This window comes from Mesorhizobium tamadayense, assembly GCF_003863365.1.
Classification (GTDB): Bacteria; Pseudomonadota; Alphaproteobacteria; order Rhizobiales; family Rhizobiaceae; genus Mesorhizobium; species Mesorhizobium tamadayense.
Genome location: NZ_RQXT01000062.1, coordinates 22,249 through 37,798, shown reverse-complemented (window position 1 = coordinate 37,798; position 15,550 = coordinate 22,249). Strand labels below are relative to the sequence as shown.

The window sequence follows — 15,550 nt, the reverse complement described above, 5'->3', positions numbered from 1 at the left end:
GAGCAGTTCGAGATCGGCCGGCCGGACACAGAGAGCGGCTTCGGCGGCGATCGCGCCTTCGACGAATTCGCGTGCGCGCAACAGCTCGAACGGGCCTTCGTCCGTTTCCGCTTCGGATGCAGCGGCGTTCGGCCGATCGGTGACGTAGATGCCGGAACCGACGCGGATGCGGATGCGGCCTTCGACCTCCAGCGCGATCAGTGCTTCGCGCACTGTCGGGCGTGAAATTCCCAGTTGGTCGGCCAGTTCCCGCTCGGTCGGCAGACGGTCGCCGACGGCAAACTCGCCGGAATCGATCAGCTGCCTGAGTTGATCGGCGACTTGGCGGTAGAGCCGGCGCGGTTCAACGGCCTGGATCGGCATGTCAGCCTGTTCCTCCTAGGATCACCAATATGCTCACTGGTATATTGGTCTGACCTATTGACCACAGCCTAAACGGCGGATCGAGTCAAGCGCAGATCGGCCGCAGCTGAAACACCAGCCTCCGCAAGCGAGCCTCTTCTCGTCGGCCGGGCCACAAGGCCCATGGCCGGCGGAGGAGTATCGGCAGGCGTAGCGAGTCGCTCCTGCATAGTACGGACATGATCGTGTCCCTGGGAGTGGATGCTATGGGGCGAGCGGCGAGGGTGTGGCATCCTTCGGCGCTCTCAAACCACCATCAGAAGGAGCGCCCCCATGTCGCAATCTTTTGACGCGAGCCGGTCCCTCACCGCTCTTGAACAGGATAGCACGGTCGTCGCCGTCATCGAAATGAGCAAGGCGAAGTGGCTGGTTGCCGCGCTTGTCCCGGGCTTCAAGCGCCAGCCGCTCAAGAAGCTCGATGCCGACGCGCCAGCACTGTTGAAGCTGTTGCAGCGCTGGCGCGACGAAGCCGGCCAGGCCGGGCCCACGATCAAGCGCATCGCCGTCGCCTATGAGGCGGCCGGCGACGGCTTCTGGCTGGCGCGCTGGCTGCGGACGCGCGGCATCGAGACCTATGCTATCCACCCCGCCAGCGTTGCGGTCTCGCGCGAGCAGCGCCGCGCCAAGACCGATCGTCTCGACACCGAGCTTTTGATGCGCGCCTTTCTCGGCTGGCTGCGCGGCGAGAAGCGCCATTGCACCATGGCGGCGATCCCGACGATCGCGGAGGAAGACACGCGGCGGCCGAACCGCGAGCGGGAGAGCCTGGTCGGCGAGCAATCGCGGCTTATCAACCGCATCAAGGCGGTGCTCGCCCGCTTCGGCATCCGCAGCTTCCGGCTGAGCCTGCGCCAGGCGGAGGCCAGGCTGGCGAATATCCGCACGGCGGAGGGAACGCCGCTGCCGGACAACACCCGCGCCGAACTCCAGCGCTTGCTTGAGCGGCTTAGCCTGGTGCGCGAGCAGATCCGCGCGATTGAGCAGGAACGGCTGCGCCAGCTCGCCGCGGCTCCGGCTAGGAGAGAAGGCCCGCACGCGATGGTTCGCCTCATCGCGCGGATCATCGGCGTCGGCGTAGAAACGGCGGACATGCTGGTCCACGAGATCTTGTCGCGCGGCTTGCGCGATCGCCGCGCGGTGGCGCGCTATGCCGGGCTGACGGGATCGCCGGACGAAAGCGGCAAACGCCGCCGCGAGAAGGGATTGGCACGCGCCGGCAATGCCCGCGTGAGGCGCGGCATGATCCAGTTGGCCTGGCGCTTTCTCCGCTTCCAGAAGGACAGCGATCTCGCCCAATAGTTCCAGGCGCGCACGACCGACGGCCGCAAGACCACGCGCAAGACGATGATCGTAGCGCTGGCCCGCAAGCTGCTGATCGCGCTATGGCGTCTCGTCACGGCGGGCGAGGTGCCGCAGGGCGTCATCGTGCGTGCGGCATGATGGACAGAGGGACAGAGGAGAACAACGCACGACCCAATCGGCAACCAGCAGCAGGGTCTGCCGATGACGATCCGAGGTGGCGGCAACCCGAAGCTACACATGGTCCTTCGGACCGCCGACGTAGAATGGGCCCCCCGCCGCCCCGGAGCTTCGCCACCGATGCGCATGCTGCATCATGGTCAGATCCGCTGCGATCTACCGCATACAAGTCTGCCGCGCGACCTTTGCGCCTGGCTCGGCGAGCTCGCCTCGGAAATCTGTCGTCGGCATTTGGCCCGCCGGAAACGGGCTCACCCGACCCGGCAAAGCCTGCCGCCCGTGCTCGTGACCGTCAAGGACAAGTCGCTTCGCGATGGCCCTGCAGCCACCCTTGACCGTCACTGCGCGCGGCGGCCAGTTCGAAGCCAGGTCGGCACGAGGAGATGAAGAAATGAACCAGGATCAAGCTTGACAATCATCGCCCCATACAGGTGTAGCTGACGGCATTGGACGCCGTGCTCTCCGGCATGGGCCGGAATTGCGCGACAGCGGGGCACGACCCTTGATCAGAAAAGCGAAGCGCCAGCCATCTAGGAAAGGCATCGACGGTAAATCGCTTTTTCGCGAACGCTTGCGGCACGCTCCACGACCCGTTCATCCCGCGGCACAAAATGTCGATCCGTCTTCCGAGGGGCTGAGCATTGCTGGATGGATCGCATCGGCGAAAAAGGCTTGAGCGTGCCGTCCAGGTCAACGAGTCGCTGGGGTGTCAGGCGCATCGGTGCCCCTACCGTTTCGACCTAAAGAGATTGACCAAAAGAGGAGAGATGTCAGAAGGGATACGGGCTTCATATCGCGACGTCGGACGATCAGCGCCGGGCGCCCAACCACGGCGGCTCGGGGGCCAAGGACGGTCAAGACCATGTTGGATGCGAAAGTCGGCTTTCTATTCTAGCCCGATCATCCGGAAGGCGGACGTTCGGCTTCCGGCCCCACATCTATCCGCCACAAGTCCAAGGGCATCGCTGCGGAGCAGGAGCTGTGGGGGAGGGTTGTCGGAACTCGACCAAGTCCAGTACGGCTGCCGCGAGCTTGTCGGGATCGCCGATTTGCTTGCCGCTTTTGGCCTGCCTCGCTTGCCGGATGGAATCAAACAGCGCGTCGTAGTCCGCTATCGATCGCTCTGTCCTGACCATTGAGCGTCCGGCCCAGTCCGTGCGGAAGGAGCCGGGGCACAGGGCCGTTACTTGGACGCCGAACGGCGCCATCTCCGCGCGCATGGTTCGTCGACATCTTGGTGAGCTTGCCTGAACGTTTGGCAGGAAATCGCCGCTTTGCGCCGATCGCAGTCATTGAAGCGAGGCTGTTCGTCACCTGAAAGCGGACACTTGCCACCGCTGCCAGGCTCCAAGATTTCGGCTTCCAGCCGCTGGAGATATCCCCCAATTACTATGACGACATGGCTGATCGGTTTGACTTCGACCCTAACCTTGTGGATCGCCTCAAGCGCGGCAATATCCTCTATGATCGACAAAACAGGCGAATACTTCCAGCTATACAGCCGTAGCTTTGGGGAGGGATTCTTCTTCGAGATCGTCGAACGTCGCAACGGCTACAAGGGATACGGCGCCGCCAATGCGCCATTCCGCAGCGCGGCCCTGAAGCGATTGCTGCCACCTTCCTGGAATGCCGAGGTGATAAGACACTTTGTGGCGATCAGGCGTACAGTGCTCAGCTCTTTCGTCGATCGCGGAATCCCACGCTAAAACCCGCCTACCGGAACAGTCCCGTGATAGCTTTTGAAGCCGAATTTCGGGGCGCGGAAAACCCCGCCAACGCGGTTAGCGTGCGAGCAACAGCCTTGCTGCCTCGCGGTTTGTCTCCGCTATGGCAGGATCCCGCGTTGTTTGTGCGATCACGATCGAGCCTTGGATGAGCGACAGGATCTGGACCACGGCTTTTTCAGGCTTGCTCAATGCTAAAGGCTCAATGAGTGATGCTACAAATTCATGTAAACCATTGAAATACGCGGCGATAGCCGCCTGTACGTCTGGGGAGTTGGCGTCTGGTCCGAACTCGGCCAGTCCCTTCACGAACGGACAGCCGCGGAAAGAAGGCGCGCGGAAAGGTTCGTCCAGCGCGTCAAAAATAGCGAGGACGCGCTCTAGCGGCGATAGCCCGCTTCTTTCAGTCGGGGTTGCGAGCATCTGAAACCACACCACACTTTTATGGCGCAGATAGGTAGCGATAAGGTCGGCCTTTGACGGGAAGTGCTTGTAGAAAGTCATCTTGGCCACGCCGCTTTCGGCAATGATACGGTCGACCCCAACAGAGTGGATGCTGAATCGGTAAAACAGGTCCGACGCTGTCTTCAATATCCGCTCTCGCGGGGCAAGGGCACTAAGCGATTGCCCTTCCAAATCCATCAACTCAAGCTCGTCCCGCATTCCCATCTTCCACCACCTCAAACTCCCTGCAAATGCATAGACAGAATACTCTGTCCATTTTTTGATTGCAAGGACATACAGGTCTGTCTATAGAAGTCGCAATGCCCTTCAGGCAGAACACAGAAAGGACTTGAGATGAGCGGAAAAGTCGTTGTGGTGACCGGCGCGAGCAGTGGTTTGGGAAAACTCACGGTATTGGAGCTGGCAAGGCGAGGTCACACGGTGGTTGCGACCATGCGCGACGTCGAAGGAAGAAATAGCGGAGTCAAAAGAGAGATCATCCAAGCTGCGAAGGCTGAAGGGCACGTGTTGCAGGTCCTTGAAATGGATGTCGCCGACGAGGTATCCGTCAATTCGGCGATCGACCATGTAATCACGCAGCACGGAAAAATTGATGCACTGATCAACAACGCAGGAACGATGCCCGTTGGGATCACAGAAGCCTACACCGTCGCGGACATAGAACGGCAATTTGCGGTCAATTTCTTCGGCGCCGTGCGAGCCGACCGCGCTGTGCTGCCGCATATGCGTGCCGCCGGCAGCGGACTTCTCGTCCATGTCACGTCACTCATGGGCCGAGTGATCTTTCCTTTCTTCGGTGTTTATTCTGCGAGCAAGTTTGCGCTCGAAGCGCTCGCCGAAGCCTATCGATACGAACTGTCGAGCTTCGGAATCGACTCGGTGATCGTCGAGCCAGGGCCATTCCCAAGCAACCTGCTCCCGTCCAGTCCAGAGCCGTCCGACGAAGGCGTGCTGGCATCATATGGCGAGGTCGCGGCGATCCCGGACCAAATCAAGGACAGCTCCAGCCAGGCACACGATTCGCCCAATCTGCCACGACCCCAGCTGGTTGCCGATGCCATCGCGCGGTTGGTCGAGGCCACGGAACGGCGTCCATTGCGGACGGTCGTCATGCCTGAGGGCATGGATCTTGGAGTCGAACGGCTGAACGAGGCCGTAACCCCTATTCAAAACGACCTGCTCGGCGCGCTCGGTATGTCGAGCATGATCTGAAACTCTGAGGCGGCGGGTAGTACCACCTGCCGCCCTTCGCGGCGTTGGGAACGCCCCTCCAACGACGGATGCCCACTGTACGCAAAGCCTGCCCGGCGTCACGCGGATCCGCGCACGACCAATCGTCCCGGCATGGTTACCGTCTTCTTGGGCTCGCGGCCCAAGATCATGGCGACGGCTGCCTTCACCATCGCCTCGACAGGTTGTTCATACGTCGTGAGATCATAGGCTGGCGCGGCTGCGAACAGCGTGTTGTCGAAGCCCGCCACGGCGATGTCTGCCGGCACCTTCAAGCCGAACTCGCTTCGGATGACGTCCATCGCCCCGAAGGCCAAGACATCGTTTTCGCACAACAGGACATCGACGCGGCCAGCGGGCGACACCTCGTTCAGATAGCGTCGGACGGCCTCGGCGCCGGAGGCTGCGCTATAGTGGTGCGCCGCCAGTTCCGGCATCTCGGTGATGCCGTGTGCCTTCCAGAATGCCTTGAAGGCCCGACGCCGGCCCAGCGCGGTCGACAAGGTCTTTGGTCCGGCCATGAAACCAGGCCGCCTGTACCCTTTTTCATGCAGATGCCTGCACAGGTCCTTGATGGCCAACGTGGTGTCGCAGTTAATCGCAGGCACGCCAGGTATCTGGCTGTCGCGTGCCAGAACGAACATCGGGGCCGCTCCGTCCAGCCTGACATCCTGCAGCATTTCGGTTCTGAAAGCGGTACCGCACATGATCACGGCATCGAGCTGGCGCTGATCGGCGTTGAGAAGCGCATGCACGTGGTCGAAGTGTTCGTTAATGTTGATCAGGACGGCAACGAGACCCTCCGACTGAAGTTCGAGGGTGAGCCGCTCAAGGAATGACAGCTTGTAGGGATTTTCGAAATCGTCGACGAGCACGGCTACCTGGTGCGTAAGATTGGTCGCCAGGCTTCGGGCGAGCAGATTAGGGCGGTAGTTCAGCTTTTCCGCGACGGCCATGACCTTGGCGCGGCTGCTCTCGGTGATTGACGCCCCCGGCGTGAAGGCGCGAATGACCGTCCATTTGGAGACGCCCGCCTGTTCCGCAACGTCTCTCGCAGTCGCCCTCTTTGCCATCGCACTTCCCGCACTTGTCGCTACATAGAACGCCTATTTCATTTTATCGGAAAATGAAATGAACATTGACATTCCTCGGCTTCCCGCTATGACTATGCGCGTTTGCTACCGGTAGCAAAAAACTTCTGACGGCAAACGCGCGAAATGTGTGGAGGAGGGCGCCGCAAAGCCGCGCCCATTTGGAGGAACCGAAATGAAATCGATATTGAGGAAGCTTGCCTTTTGCGCGGCCGTGCTCGGCTGCCTTGTGACCGGTGCCCAGATGGCTTCGGCAAAGGACGTGAAGATCATCGTCGTCAGCCACGGCCAGGCTAACGACCCGTTCTGGTCCGTGGTCAAGAATGGCGTGACGGCGGGCGCCAAGGATGTCGGCGCCAAAGTCGATTATCGCGCACCCGAGACATTCGATATGGTGGCAATGAGCCAGTTGATCGATGCAGCGGTCAACCAGAAGCCGAATGGCCTGATCGTCTCGATTCCGGATGCTTCCGCGCTTGGGCCCTCGATTAAGAAGGCGGTTGCCGCCGGAATCCCGGTTATCTCGATAAACTCCGGCTCCGATGTTTCGCAGTCGCTCGGTGCTCTCCTACATGTCGGCCAGGACGAGTACAGCGCCGGCAAGGCGGCGGGAATGAAGCTGAAAGAGATGGGCGGCAAGACAGCCATCTGCGTCAACCAGGAAGTCGGGAACGTCGCGCTCGACCAACGCTGCAAAGGCTTCGGCGATGGCTTTGCAGGCAATGTGAAGGTTCTGCCGGTCTCCAATGATCCCGCCGACGTCCGCGCCAAGGTGAAGGCGGCGCTGAGCGCGAACGGCGATATCGACACCATCATGGCGCTCGGTGCCAGCACCGCCGGCGAACCGTCGCTGGCCGCCGTCAAGGATGTCGGCAAGCTCGGCAAGATCAATGTAGCCACCTTCGACCTTTCGGCGGACTTCCTGAAGGCGGTCGCGGCCGGCGACGCCACCTTTGCCATTGATCAGCAGCAGTTCCTGCAGGGATATCTGCCGGTCGTCTTCCTGGCGAATTATGCGAAATTTGGCTTGATCCCGGGCGGCAACGTGCCATCCGGCCCGAACCTGATCACCAAAGACAAGGCAGCGCAAGTCGTCGAACTGTCGGCCAAGGGCATCCGCTGATCAAGCGTTGCCGACCCAGTGATTGTCGAAGATCCCTCCCCGTCTTCGGGGAGGGCGCTCGGTCCGCCAGAGGCAGGATCCGCAACACAGCCCGGACACCAGCGCCTTCGGCAACCTCGCACGCTATGGGAGGGAGGAATCATGGCTCAAATCGAACAACAGACGACCGTTGCCGCAAAACCCGACGAACGGATCAGGCAAGTCGGTTTTCTCACGCATATGATGCGCCGGCCCGAACTCGGCGCTGTTGCCGGGCTGGTCATGGTGGTGGTGTTCTTCTTCTTCGCCGCCGACCCCTCGATGTTTTCGCTTTCCGGTCTGATGACCATCCTGGCGCCGGCGTCGCAACTGGGGATCCTCGCCATCGCCGCCTCGCTTTTGATGATCGGCGGCGAGTTTGATCTTTCAATCGGCTCGATGGTGGCCTTCACCGGCCTGATCTTCGGCGCGCTGCTGACCAATTTCGGTCAGCCGCTTTGGATCTCCATCGTCTTCACGCTGATGCTTGCAGCCGTCATGGGCGCGGTCAACGGACAGATCGTCATCAGGACGCGGCTGCCTTCGTTCATCGTCACGCTTGCCTTCCTGTTCATCCTGCGTGGCCTGACCCTGGTCGGCCTCAAATGGGCGACCGGCGGATCGACGCAGCTGCGCGGGATAGAGGATGTCGTCGGCGACGGATTGCTGAGGCAGGTGTTTTCGGGCGTCGCTTTCCAGCCCCTGTTCAACTGGCTGGCCGAGCACGATCTCATCGAGAAATTCGACAATGGCGTGCCCAAGGTGGCGGGTGTGCCGGTGTCCGTTCTCTGGTTCGTCGGAATTACCGGGGCCGCCACCTGGATGCTGCTGCGCACACGCGTCGGCAACTGGATCTTCGCAGCCGGCGGCGATCCGGTCGCGGCGAGAAATTCCGGCGTGCCTGTGGACCGCGTGAAGACGGGACTTTTCGCCCTGACGGCATGCGCAGCTGCGCTCGTTGCCATCATCACCGTGCTGGATGCGGGCTCGACGGACGCGCGCCGCGGTTTCCAGAAGGAGTTCGAGGCGATTATCGCCGCCGTCATCGGCGGCAGCCTGCTGACTGGCGGCTATGGCTCTGCGATCGGCGCGTTCTTCGGCGCCATCATCTTCGGCCTTGTCTCCATCGGCCTGACATATACCCAGTTCGACTCCGACTGGTTCCAGGTGTTCCTGGGATCGATGCTGCTTCTGGCCGTCCTCTTCAACAACTTCATCCGCCGCAAGGTGACAGGGGAGCGCTGATCATGGCTGATGGCAAAACAGCGATGTCGACCCCCGTCATCGAGGTCAACAACGTCGTCAAGCATTATGGTTCCGTCATCGCGTTGTCGGGCGTTTCGATGAAGGTATCGCAAGGCGAGGTGCTGTGTCTGCTCGGCGACAACGGTGCAGGCAAGTCGACGCTCATCAAGACGCTTTCGGGCGTGGTCCGTCCGACCAGCGGCGACTTCCTGGTCGAGGGCAAACCCGTCGCCTTCAACAGCCCGCGTGACGCGCTCGATGCCGGTATTGCCACGGTCTATCAGGATCTGGCGATGATCCCGCTGATGTCGATCACCCGCAATTTTTTCATGGGCCGCGAGCCGCTCAAGGGCATCCCGCCATTCCGTCACATCGACTTCAAACACTGCAATGCTGTGACGCATGAGGAGATGCGCAAGATTGGCATCGACATCCGCGATCCCAATCAGGCGGTCGGCACGCTCTCGGGCGGCGAGCGGCAATGCGTGGCCATTGCGCGCGCTGTCTACTTCGGGGCGAAGGTCCTGATCCTTGATGAACCGACTTCGGCGCTAGGCGTCGCTCAGACATCGATGGTGCTGAAATACATCCACCAGGTTCAGCAGAAGGGCCTTGGCGTGATCTTCATCACCCACAATGTCCGCCATGCCTATGCCGTCGGCAGCCGTTTCACCGTGCTCAACCGCGGCAAGACGCTTGGCACCTGCGCCAAGGGGGAGATCAGCATCGATGAACTGCAAAACATGATGGCCGGCGGCAAGGAACTGCAGACCCTGTCCGACGAACTCGGTGGAACGATCTAACTCGAACCAGGATACTGATGATGATAACGGCCCCTGAAACCGCGGGACCCTTTACCTTGGCGGTTTGCGTGGAAATGGTGTTCCGCTCGCTTCCCGTGCTCGACCGCCTCAGGCGGATCACCGAACTCGGCTTTGTCGCCGATATCTGGGACTGGACGAAGCACGACATTGCGGCGCTGGCCAAGTCCGGCGCCGCGTTTTCCTCGATGACCGGGTATGTCACGGGGACGCTCGCCGATGAGGCGGGCGCGGACGAGCTGATCAGGACGGCGACACTCTCCATACCAGTCGCGAAAGAGCTGAACTGCCCGAGGCTCAACCTTCACGGTACCGGGCTCGACGGGCAGGGCCTGCCGGTCGTCAAGTCGGAAGTCGTTACCGGTACGATGTGGCTCAAGGCCCGCGACACGCTTGAGCGCATGGCCGACCTCGGTGAGCGGGAAGGCGTGACCTTCGTGCTCGAAAACCTCAACGAGACTGTCGACCACCCGAAAACACCGTTCGCCAAGGCGGCCGACACGATCGCGCTCGTCTCGTCAGTCAATCGGCCGTCGCTCAAACTCAACCTCGATCTCTACCATGCGCAGATCGGCGAAGGGAATCTGATCGAGCTCTGCCGCCTTGCGCTTCCCCACATCGGCGAGATCCAGGTGGCCGATGTTCCCGGCCGCACCGAGCCGGGTACCGGAGAAATCAATTACCCAGCCATCGCCCGCGCCCTCGAACAGATGGGCTATCGCGGCGTCATCGGCATGGAAGCCTGGCCGTCGGGCGACGACGCGCTCGCACTCAGCCGCTTCCGCCAGGCTTTCACCCTCTAGGCCACCATTTTCTCATCGAATGAATTCGGAGCATCAAATGCCTACCCAACGCCCTGTGAATGTCGCCCTAATAGGTGCGGGCCGCATCGGTTCCTTTCACGCGGAATCCGTTGCGCGCCGGCTTGTCGACGCAAATCTGGTCGCGATTGCCGATCCGGACGAAGGCGCTGCACAGGCACTTGCCAGGAAGCTAGGCGTGCCAACTGCCGCGACCGACTTCTCGGCGGTGCTCGGCGAGCCGGCGGTCGAAGCCGTCATCATTGCTTCGCCGGCGCGCTTCCATGCCAACCTTGCCGTTCAGGCGGCCGAGGCCGGCAAGGGCGTCTTCTGCGAAAAACCTATGGCGCTGACGCTCGAGGAGGCAGATCGCGTGATCGCCGCTGCGTCCAAGGCGCAGGTGCCACTGCAGGTTGGCTTCAATCGCCGCTGGGACCAGGCTTTCGCTGAAGGACGAGCCGCGATCGACGCGGGCAAGGTGGGAACGCCTCAGTTGATCCGGTCGCTGACGCGCGATCCCGGTCCTTATGGTGGCAGTCCGCAAAAGACGCCGCGGTGGACGATCTTCTACGAGACGTTAATTCACGACTTCGACACGCTTGTCTGGCTCAACCCCGCAGCCCGACCGGTCGAGGTCACCGCCATCGCCGATGCGCTCGTGCGCCCCGATGCCAAGGACAAGGGCTTCCACGACACGGCCGTCGTCACAATCCGCTTCGACAATGGCTCGATTGCCGTGGCCGAAGCCAACTTTTCCGCCATGTACGGCTATGACATCCGAGGCGAAGTGTTTGGGTCGGGTGGTATGATCACCATGGGCGACGTGCGCCGCTCAAGCTTGACCCTCTTCGACAGGAACGGCGTCTCGAGCGACACGTGGCGGCGGGACACCGATCATTTCGTGCATGGCTACACCGCGCAGCTTGCCTCCTTCGTGGGCTCGGTTCGCAGTGGCGTGGTCAAAGGGCCAACCGGTCAGGACGCGCGCACGGCCCTTGCGATCGCTCTCGCATGCATCAAGTCGGTGGAAGAGCGGCGCACTGTGTCCATGAACGAAATCTGATGGATTGCGCGAAGGTCGGGACATGTCGGCTTCAGATCACGGCGCCAATCGGTCGGCGACCTTTGCGGACCTGAGAAGATGGATTGCTTGTCGCGAGCTCGTTTTCCCGCCGCAAGTCGAAAAACTCGCCGCCGTCGCCTTTGCGCATCCCGAACTTCTGGCTTTCGACAGTGCGGACAAGATCGCCGCCAGCACCGGCGTCTCGAAGACAACTGTCGCCAGATTCGCAAGGCTTCTCGGCAACCGGAGCCTGAAAGAGGCAAGATGTGTTTTTCGCGAGGAACTGCGCCGGCGTCACGAAATGGATGCCAGACGGGCAGGTCCGTAGCACAGCGACAGCGTCGATCACTTGCTTTTAGCAATTTTCAGGCTTCGGTGATCACGCAGTCACCGCCCGGTTGCGAGCGACGATTTCGTCGTGTGTCAGCTTGCCGCCGCCCGCCATGAATTCCCTAAGGAGAGCGTCACGATTGCCGGCGCGCGAGAGCGGTCGGCAGACCGCAGCGCCGATTTCAGCACGTTCATCGTCAATTCCGTGCAATAGGCGGGGGTGCCGGGCTGCTGACGCCAGGAGTCGCTGAGACTTCCGGAGTCCAGCGCATCGAAGCCGGTGGCTTCCACCAGTTGGATGGCAGTGGCCTTCGCTTTTGGGTCGTCGCCCGCAACTGGAATAGCGATACGTCCAGATGCCCCTTTCGGTTGGCCTCGCCCGGCCAATGTCATCGCCAGCACGGTGTTCCATGCCTTTAAGTGAGCCTGTTCGACCGCTGAAAGCGGACACTTAGACCAGGCTTCCGCAAGCGAGGGCCCCTATTCGTGTTCCTAGGATGTCGAAGTGCCTAACGCCTCACTGGAGCCGTGCTTTCCCTGACGATCAACCTGATCGCTAGCTCGCGTTGCCTCAAATGCAGCCGCTGCGATGGGGATGCCAGGATGTAGTCGGCAGCAATTCGGCCCATGTCGCGTGCCGGCACTTCCAACGTGGTCAATTCAGGTGAGGTGAGCTCAGCAATTTCGAGATTGTCGAAGCCAACGATCGAGACCTCCCCGGGGACGGCGATCCCGGCTGCGTGGGAGTATTTGATGGCGCCGGCTGCCAGAATATCGCTGCCGCAAAACACCGCGGTGGGCCTTCGTTCTTCTTCCATCAGTCGCTGCATGCATCTCCGGCCGTCATCCAGCCTGTAGGCTCCTTCGACAACCCGAACCCTCGTATGGTCGATGCCTGATCGTTCGAGTTCATTCAGGAAACCGTCACGCCGGCCGGCTGCACGATCATTGTCGCGTGTGATGCCCGCGATCATCCCGAACTGGGAGTGGCCGAGGTCGAGCAGATAGCGAGCCGCCGTGCGCCCGGCCTTCTCGTTGTCGAAGCCTACCGCCGCGCCCGACTCCATCGCTTTCGACGTGTAGGTATAGACATACTCGATGCGCTTCTGTTCAAGCATCGCTAGAGTGGTGGGCAGGTGCGTTGATCCGACAAGGACCACCGACTCAACGCCGCGCTCGACCAGCAGGCGAGCCTGTTCATACTCGAGATCGATGTCGTAGCCAGAAGTATTGATGATCAGCGAAACGTCCTTTTCAGAAAGCCGGGCCTGAAGCCCGTCAACCATGGTGGCATAGATCGCGTGGTCCAAAGTCGGAATGATGGCGCCGACCAGTCTTGTTCGCGTGGATCGCAGCGCCCTGGCGGAGCCATTGGGTACGTAGCCAAGTTCCCGGGCGGCTCGCACCACGCGATCCCGGACGGCCTCATTGACGTTTGGATTGCCATTCAAGACGCGCGAAACAGTGGCCGGCGAGCAGTTCGCAAGCCGGGCCACGTCAATCAGTTTGGCGCCGCCGTCTTCGAGATCCATTGAGTATGGCCATTGCCAATTTTGAGAAACCGTTTTCTAGATCGCACAATTTCTTTCAGGTCGCCAGATATCTTTTTCAGAAAAAAGTCCAGAAATCTGGGTTGACAGCGGTAAGAAAAGTTGTGAAAACGATTTCACGAAAGCGCAATCATAGCGCCACGTAAAGGGAAGAGACATGCTCAGCGGGATCAAGGTCGTCAGCTTTTGCCATTTCCTGCAGGGTCCAGCAGGCGCCCAGTATCTGGCTGACATGGGTGCTGATGTCATCAAGGTCGAGCCGATAGATGGTGCTCATGAGCGGCGGTGGTCGGGCGCCGACGTATATGTGGAGGGCGTCAGTGGCTTCTACCTGTGCGCCAACCGTAACAAGCGGTCCATCGGCGTTGATCTGAAAAGTCCCGAGGGCAAGGAAGTAGCGCGCCGGCTGATCGCCGAGGCCGACGTGGTCATGGAGAATTTCCGGCCGGGCGTGTTCGCCAAGCTGGGCTTCGACGACGAAGCGCTTCGCGCGATCAATCCCACACTGATCCTCGCCTCTGCCAGCGGGTTCGGCGCGACCGGACCGATGGCGCTGAAGCCGGGCCAGGACCTTCTCGCTCAGGCGCGGTCAGGCCTCATGAGCGTCACCGGCACCCCCGATCGGGGCCCGACGCCGGTCGGAGCGGCGGTCGTCGACCAGCATGGCGGCGCGCTGCTGGCGATGGGCATCCTGGGCGCGCTGGTGCGCCGGCTTCGCAGCGGCAAAGGCACGCGCGTCGAAGCCAGCCTGATCAACTCGGCGATCGATTTGCAGGGGGAGCCCCTTGTCAACTACTTCGCGGGCGGGAAGAGCCGCGAAGTCCTGAAGCGCGAGAAGAACCTTGCCACCTGGTTTCACGCTGCGCCTTATGGCGTCTATCCCGCCACTGACGGCCATGTCGTGATCTCGCTCTGCGACTCCTCGGTTCTGGCCGAGGCGCTCGACAGCGACGGTCTTCGCGAAGTCGCAGACGTTGACCGGTATGCGGATAGGGATGAATACGCCCGCCGGCTGGCCCAGGCCACGGCGATCTTTTCTGTGGCGGAACTCGCTGACCGTTTTGATCGCCATGGCATCTGGTGGGCGCCGATCAACCACTATGATGACCTGCTGGCTGATCCGCAGTTGAGCCACGCGCAGGTGTTCCGCCAGGTCACCGTGCGAGGCCGTACCATCTATCTGGTCAATCATCCCAACCGCTATGACGGAGAGGTGCCGGCACTGCGATGCCTGGCGCTCGAGATTGGCGAGCATACCCGCGAGATCCTGCACGAGCTCGGTTATGCCGAAGGCGAAGTCCAGAGCTTGTTGGCCTCGAAGGCAGTGGTCGCCGCGAGCGGTATCGGCACTGCCGTGGAAAGGAAGGCGTCATGATGCTGAGCCAGGCTGCTCCAGCGGTCGGGGGCGTGACTGAACGGCAGCCTTCCGGCGGCCGCGGTCTTGCGGTTGTCACAGGCGGCCGACGCGGCATTGGCCGCGCCATCTGTTGCGAGCTTGCACGGGTGGGCTTCGACATAGCAATCGTCGATATCGTCGACGACGAGAATGCCAGCGAGACAGTCGATCTTGTGAACAAGCTCGGGCGCAACAGCGCTTTCTACCGCAGGGACATCTCCGAGACATCGGGCAACGCGGCCTTTGTCGAAGGCCTCGAACGCGACCTGGGCGAGATCACCTGTCTGGTCAACAATGCCGGCGTGCAGGTGAGCGTGCGCGGCGACCTTCTGGATGTCACCGAGGAAATGTTCGACCGGCTGGTCGGCGTCAACCTGCGCGGCACATTTTTCCTCACCCAGGCAGTCGCCCGCGCGATGCTTTCAAGGCCGCAAACCGCGTCGGAGCGATCGGTCGTGACGATCACCTCCGCCAATGCTGGCCTCGTCTCACCGGAAAAGGGTCCGTACTGCATATCGAAGGCCGGGCTCTCGATGGCCTCGCAACAGTTTGCGATCCGACTGGCGGACGCCGGCATCCGGGTGCACGAGATTCGCCCGGGCTTGATCCAGACCGACATGACCGCCGACGTCTACGAGAAGTACTCGTCTCAGGTCGAGGCGGGCCAGCTGTCGGCGATTCGACGGTGGGGCCAGCCGGAAGACATTGCTCGCGCCGTGGCGACCTTGGCTGCAGGCGGCCTGCCATTCAGCACGGGAGACATCTACCACATCGGCGGCGGTATGCAGATCCACCGCTTGTGAGCTTTTTTGA

Annotated in this window: 13 protein-coding genes and 4 pseudogenes; 10 read left to right on the top strand and 7 right to left on the bottom strand. The window is 61.4% G+C overall.

Annotated features, from left to right (window positions below; translation table 11 throughout):
• The coding region (locus tag EH240_RS32020; protein ID WP_148101159.1) for a FadR/GntR family transcriptional regulator at nt 1–363 on the bottom strand (363 nt) is incomplete at its 3' end.
• A gap of 312 nt (nt 364–675) precedes the next feature.
• Between EH240_RS32020 and EH240_RS32015 the strand changes: the two are divergent.
• A pseudogene (locus EH240_RS32015) lies at nt 676–1,842 on the top strand (IS110 family RNA-guided transposase).
• Nucleotides 1,843–2,767: 925 nt separating this feature from the next.
• Here the strand turns inward: EH240_RS32015 and EH240_RS32010 are convergent.
• Nucleotides 2,768–3,101, bottom strand: a pseudogene (locus EH240_RS32010) (hypothetical protein); the annotation flags it as partial.
• A 110-nt stretch (nt 3,102–3,211) separates the two neighbouring features.
• Here EH240_RS32010 and EH240_RS38595 point away from each other — a divergent pair.
• Nucleotides 3,212–3,587: pseudogene (locus EH240_RS38595) on the top strand (hypothetical protein); the annotation flags it as partial.
• A 75-nt stretch (nt 3,588–3,662) separates the two neighbouring features.
• Here EH240_RS38595 and EH240_RS32000 read toward each other — a convergent pair.
• Nucleotides 3,663–4,274, bottom strand: a complete 612-nt coding sequence (locus tag EH240_RS32000) for a TetR/AcrR family transcriptional regulator (RefSeq protein WP_425374856.1) — start codon at nt 4,272–4,274, stop codon at nt 3,663–3,665.
• 129 nt (nt 4,275–4,403) lie between these two features.
• Here EH240_RS32000 and EH240_RS31995 point away from each other — a divergent pair, with 129 nt between their 5' ends.
• Complete coding sequence (locus tag EH240_RS31995) at nt 4,404–5,282, top strand: SDR family oxidoreductase (protein ID WP_125006069.1); 879 nt, start codon at nt 4,404–4,406, stop codon at nt 5,280–5,282.
• Nucleotides 5,283–5,380: 98 nt separating this feature from the next.
• Here EH240_RS31995 and EH240_RS31990 read toward each other — a convergent pair whose 3' ends face one another.
• Nucleotides 5,381–6,373 carry a LacI family DNA-binding transcriptional regulator gene (locus EH240_RS31990; RefSeq protein WP_125006067.1) on the bottom strand — a complete coding sequence of 331 codons (993 nt, stop codon included), beginning with the start codon at nt 6,371–6,373 and terminating at the stop codon, nt 5,381–5,383.
• Nucleotides 6,374–6,566: 193 nt separating this feature from the next.
• Here EH240_RS31990 and EH240_RS31985 point away from each other — a divergent pair, with 193 nt between their 5' ends.
• From EH240_RS31985 to EH240_RS31965, 5 genes are all read left to right on the top strand, one after another.
• The gene (locus EH240_RS31985) at nt 6,567–7,514 is read left to right on the top strand and encodes a sugar ABC transporter substrate-binding protein (protein WP_125006065.1); all 948 of its coding nucleotides are present in this window, start codon (nt 6,567–6,569) and stop codon (nt 7,512–7,514) included.
• A gap of 141 nt (nt 7,515–7,655) precedes the next feature.
• Nucleotides 7,656–8,777 (top strand): ABC transporter permease, encoded by a 1,122-nt coding sequence (locus tag EH240_RS31980; RefSeq protein ID WP_125006063.1) that lies wholly within the window; start codon nt 7,656–7,658, stop codon nt 8,775–8,777.
• A 2-nt stretch (nt 8,778–8,779) separates the two neighbouring features.
• Nucleotides 8,780–9,580: an ATP-binding cassette domain-containing protein gene (locus tag EH240_RS31975; RefSeq protein ID WP_125006061.1), complete on the top strand. Its 801-nt coding sequence runs from the start codon at nt 8,780–8,782 to the stop codon at nt 9,578–9,580.
• A gap of 17 nt (nt 9,581–9,597) precedes the next feature.
• Nucleotides 9,598–10,401 carry a TIM barrel protein gene (locus EH240_RS31970; protein WP_425374855.1) on the top strand — a complete coding sequence of 268 codons (804 nt, stop codon included), beginning with the start codon at nt 9,598–9,600 and terminating at the stop codon, nt 10,399–10,401.
• A gap of 37 nt (nt 10,402–10,438) precedes the next feature.
• Entirely contained in the window at nt 10,439–11,461 is a 1,023-nt protein-coding gene (locus EH240_RS31965; protein WP_125006059.1) for a Gfo/Idh/MocA family oxidoreductase, read from the top strand.
• Between the two features lie 31 nt (nt 11,462–11,492).
• Here EH240_RS31965 and EH240_RS38300 read toward each other — a convergent pair whose 3' ends face one another.
• The 3 genes and pseudogenes from EH240_RS38300 to EH240_RS31950 form a co-directional block, all read right to left on the bottom strand.
• Nucleotides 11,493–11,759, bottom strand: coding sequence for a hypothetical protein (locus tag EH240_RS38300; RefSeq protein ID WP_206075355.1), 267 nt, complete (start codon nt 11,757–11,759; stop codon nt 11,493–11,495).
• An 81-nt stretch (nt 11,760–11,840) separates the two neighbouring features.
• Nucleotides 11,841–12,211: pseudogene (locus EH240_RS31955) on the bottom strand (NADPH-dependent F420 reductase); the annotation flags it as partial.
• Nucleotides 12,212–12,300: 89 nt separating this feature from the next.
• Nucleotides 12,301–13,323: a LacI family DNA-binding transcriptional regulator gene (locus EH240_RS31950; RefSeq protein ID WP_125006055.1), complete on the bottom strand. Its 1,023-nt coding sequence runs from the start codon at nt 13,321–13,323 to the stop codon at nt 12,301–12,303.
• 175 nt (nt 13,324–13,498) lie between these two features.
• On the opposite strand from EH240_RS31950, the gene EH240_RS31945 reads away from it, so the two are divergent.
• A complete protein-coding gene (locus tag EH240_RS31945; protein WP_125006053.1) occupies nt 13,499–14,716 on the top strand; it encodes a CaiB/BaiF CoA transferase family protein in 1,218 nt (405 codons plus the stop codon).
• On the top strand, nt 14,713–15,540 hold the full coding sequence (locus EH240_RS31940) for a 3-ketoacyl-ACP reductase (RefSeq protein ID WP_245436575.1): 828 nt from the start codon (nt 14,713–14,715) through the stop codon (nt 15,538–15,540). The genes EH240_RS31945 and EH240_RS31940 overlap by 4 nt, the downstream gene beginning before the upstream one ends.
• The last annotated feature ends 10 nt before the right edge of the window (nt 15,541–15,550 follow it).

Excerpts from the sequence above, each read along its gene's own strand:
- EH240_RS32000 (WP_425374856.1), bottom strand. The coding sequence starts at position 4,274 with ATGGGAATGCGGGACGAGCTTGAGTTGATGGATTTGGAAGGGCAATCG.
- EH240_RS31965 (WP_125006059.1), top strand. The coding sequence starts at position 10,439 with ATGCCTACCCAACGCCCTGTGAATGTCGCCCTAATAGGTGCGGGCCGC.
- EH240_RS31980 (WP_125006063.1), top strand. The coding sequence starts at position 7,656 with ATGGCTCAAATCGAACAACAGACGACCGTTGCCGCAAAACCCGACGAA.
- EH240_RS31990 (WP_125006067.1), bottom strand. The coding sequence starts at position 6,373 with ATGGCAAAGAGGGCGACTGCGAGAGACGTTGCGGAACAGGCGGGCGTC.
- EH240_RS31975 (WP_125006061.1), top strand. The coding sequence starts at position 8,780 with ATGGCTGATGGCAAAACAGCGATGTCGACCCCCGTCATCGAGGTCAAC.
- EH240_RS31940 (WP_245436575.1), top strand. The coding sequence starts at position 14,713 with ATGATGCTGAGCCAGGCTGCTCCAGCGGTCGGGGGCGTGACTGAACGG.
- EH240_RS31970 (WP_425374855.1), top strand. The coding sequence starts at position 9,598 with ATGATGATAACGGCCCCTGAAACCGCGGGACCCTTTACCTTGGCGGTT.
- EH240_RS31950 (WP_125006055.1), bottom strand. The coding sequence starts at position 13,323 with ATGGATCTCGAAGACGGCGGCGCCAAACTGATTGACGTGGCCCGGCTT.
- EH240_RS31985 (WP_125006065.1), top strand. The coding sequence starts at position 6,567 with ATGAAATCGATATTGAGGAAGCTTGCCTTTTGCGCGGCCGTGCTCGGC.
- EH240_RS31945 (WP_125006053.1), top strand. The coding sequence starts at position 13,499 with ATGCTCAGCGGGATCAAGGTCGTCAGCTTTTGCCATTTCCTGCAGGGT.
- EH240_RS31995 (WP_125006069.1), top strand. The coding sequence starts at position 4,404 with ATGAGCGGAAAAGTCGTTGTGGTGACCGGCGCGAGCAGTGGTTTGGGA.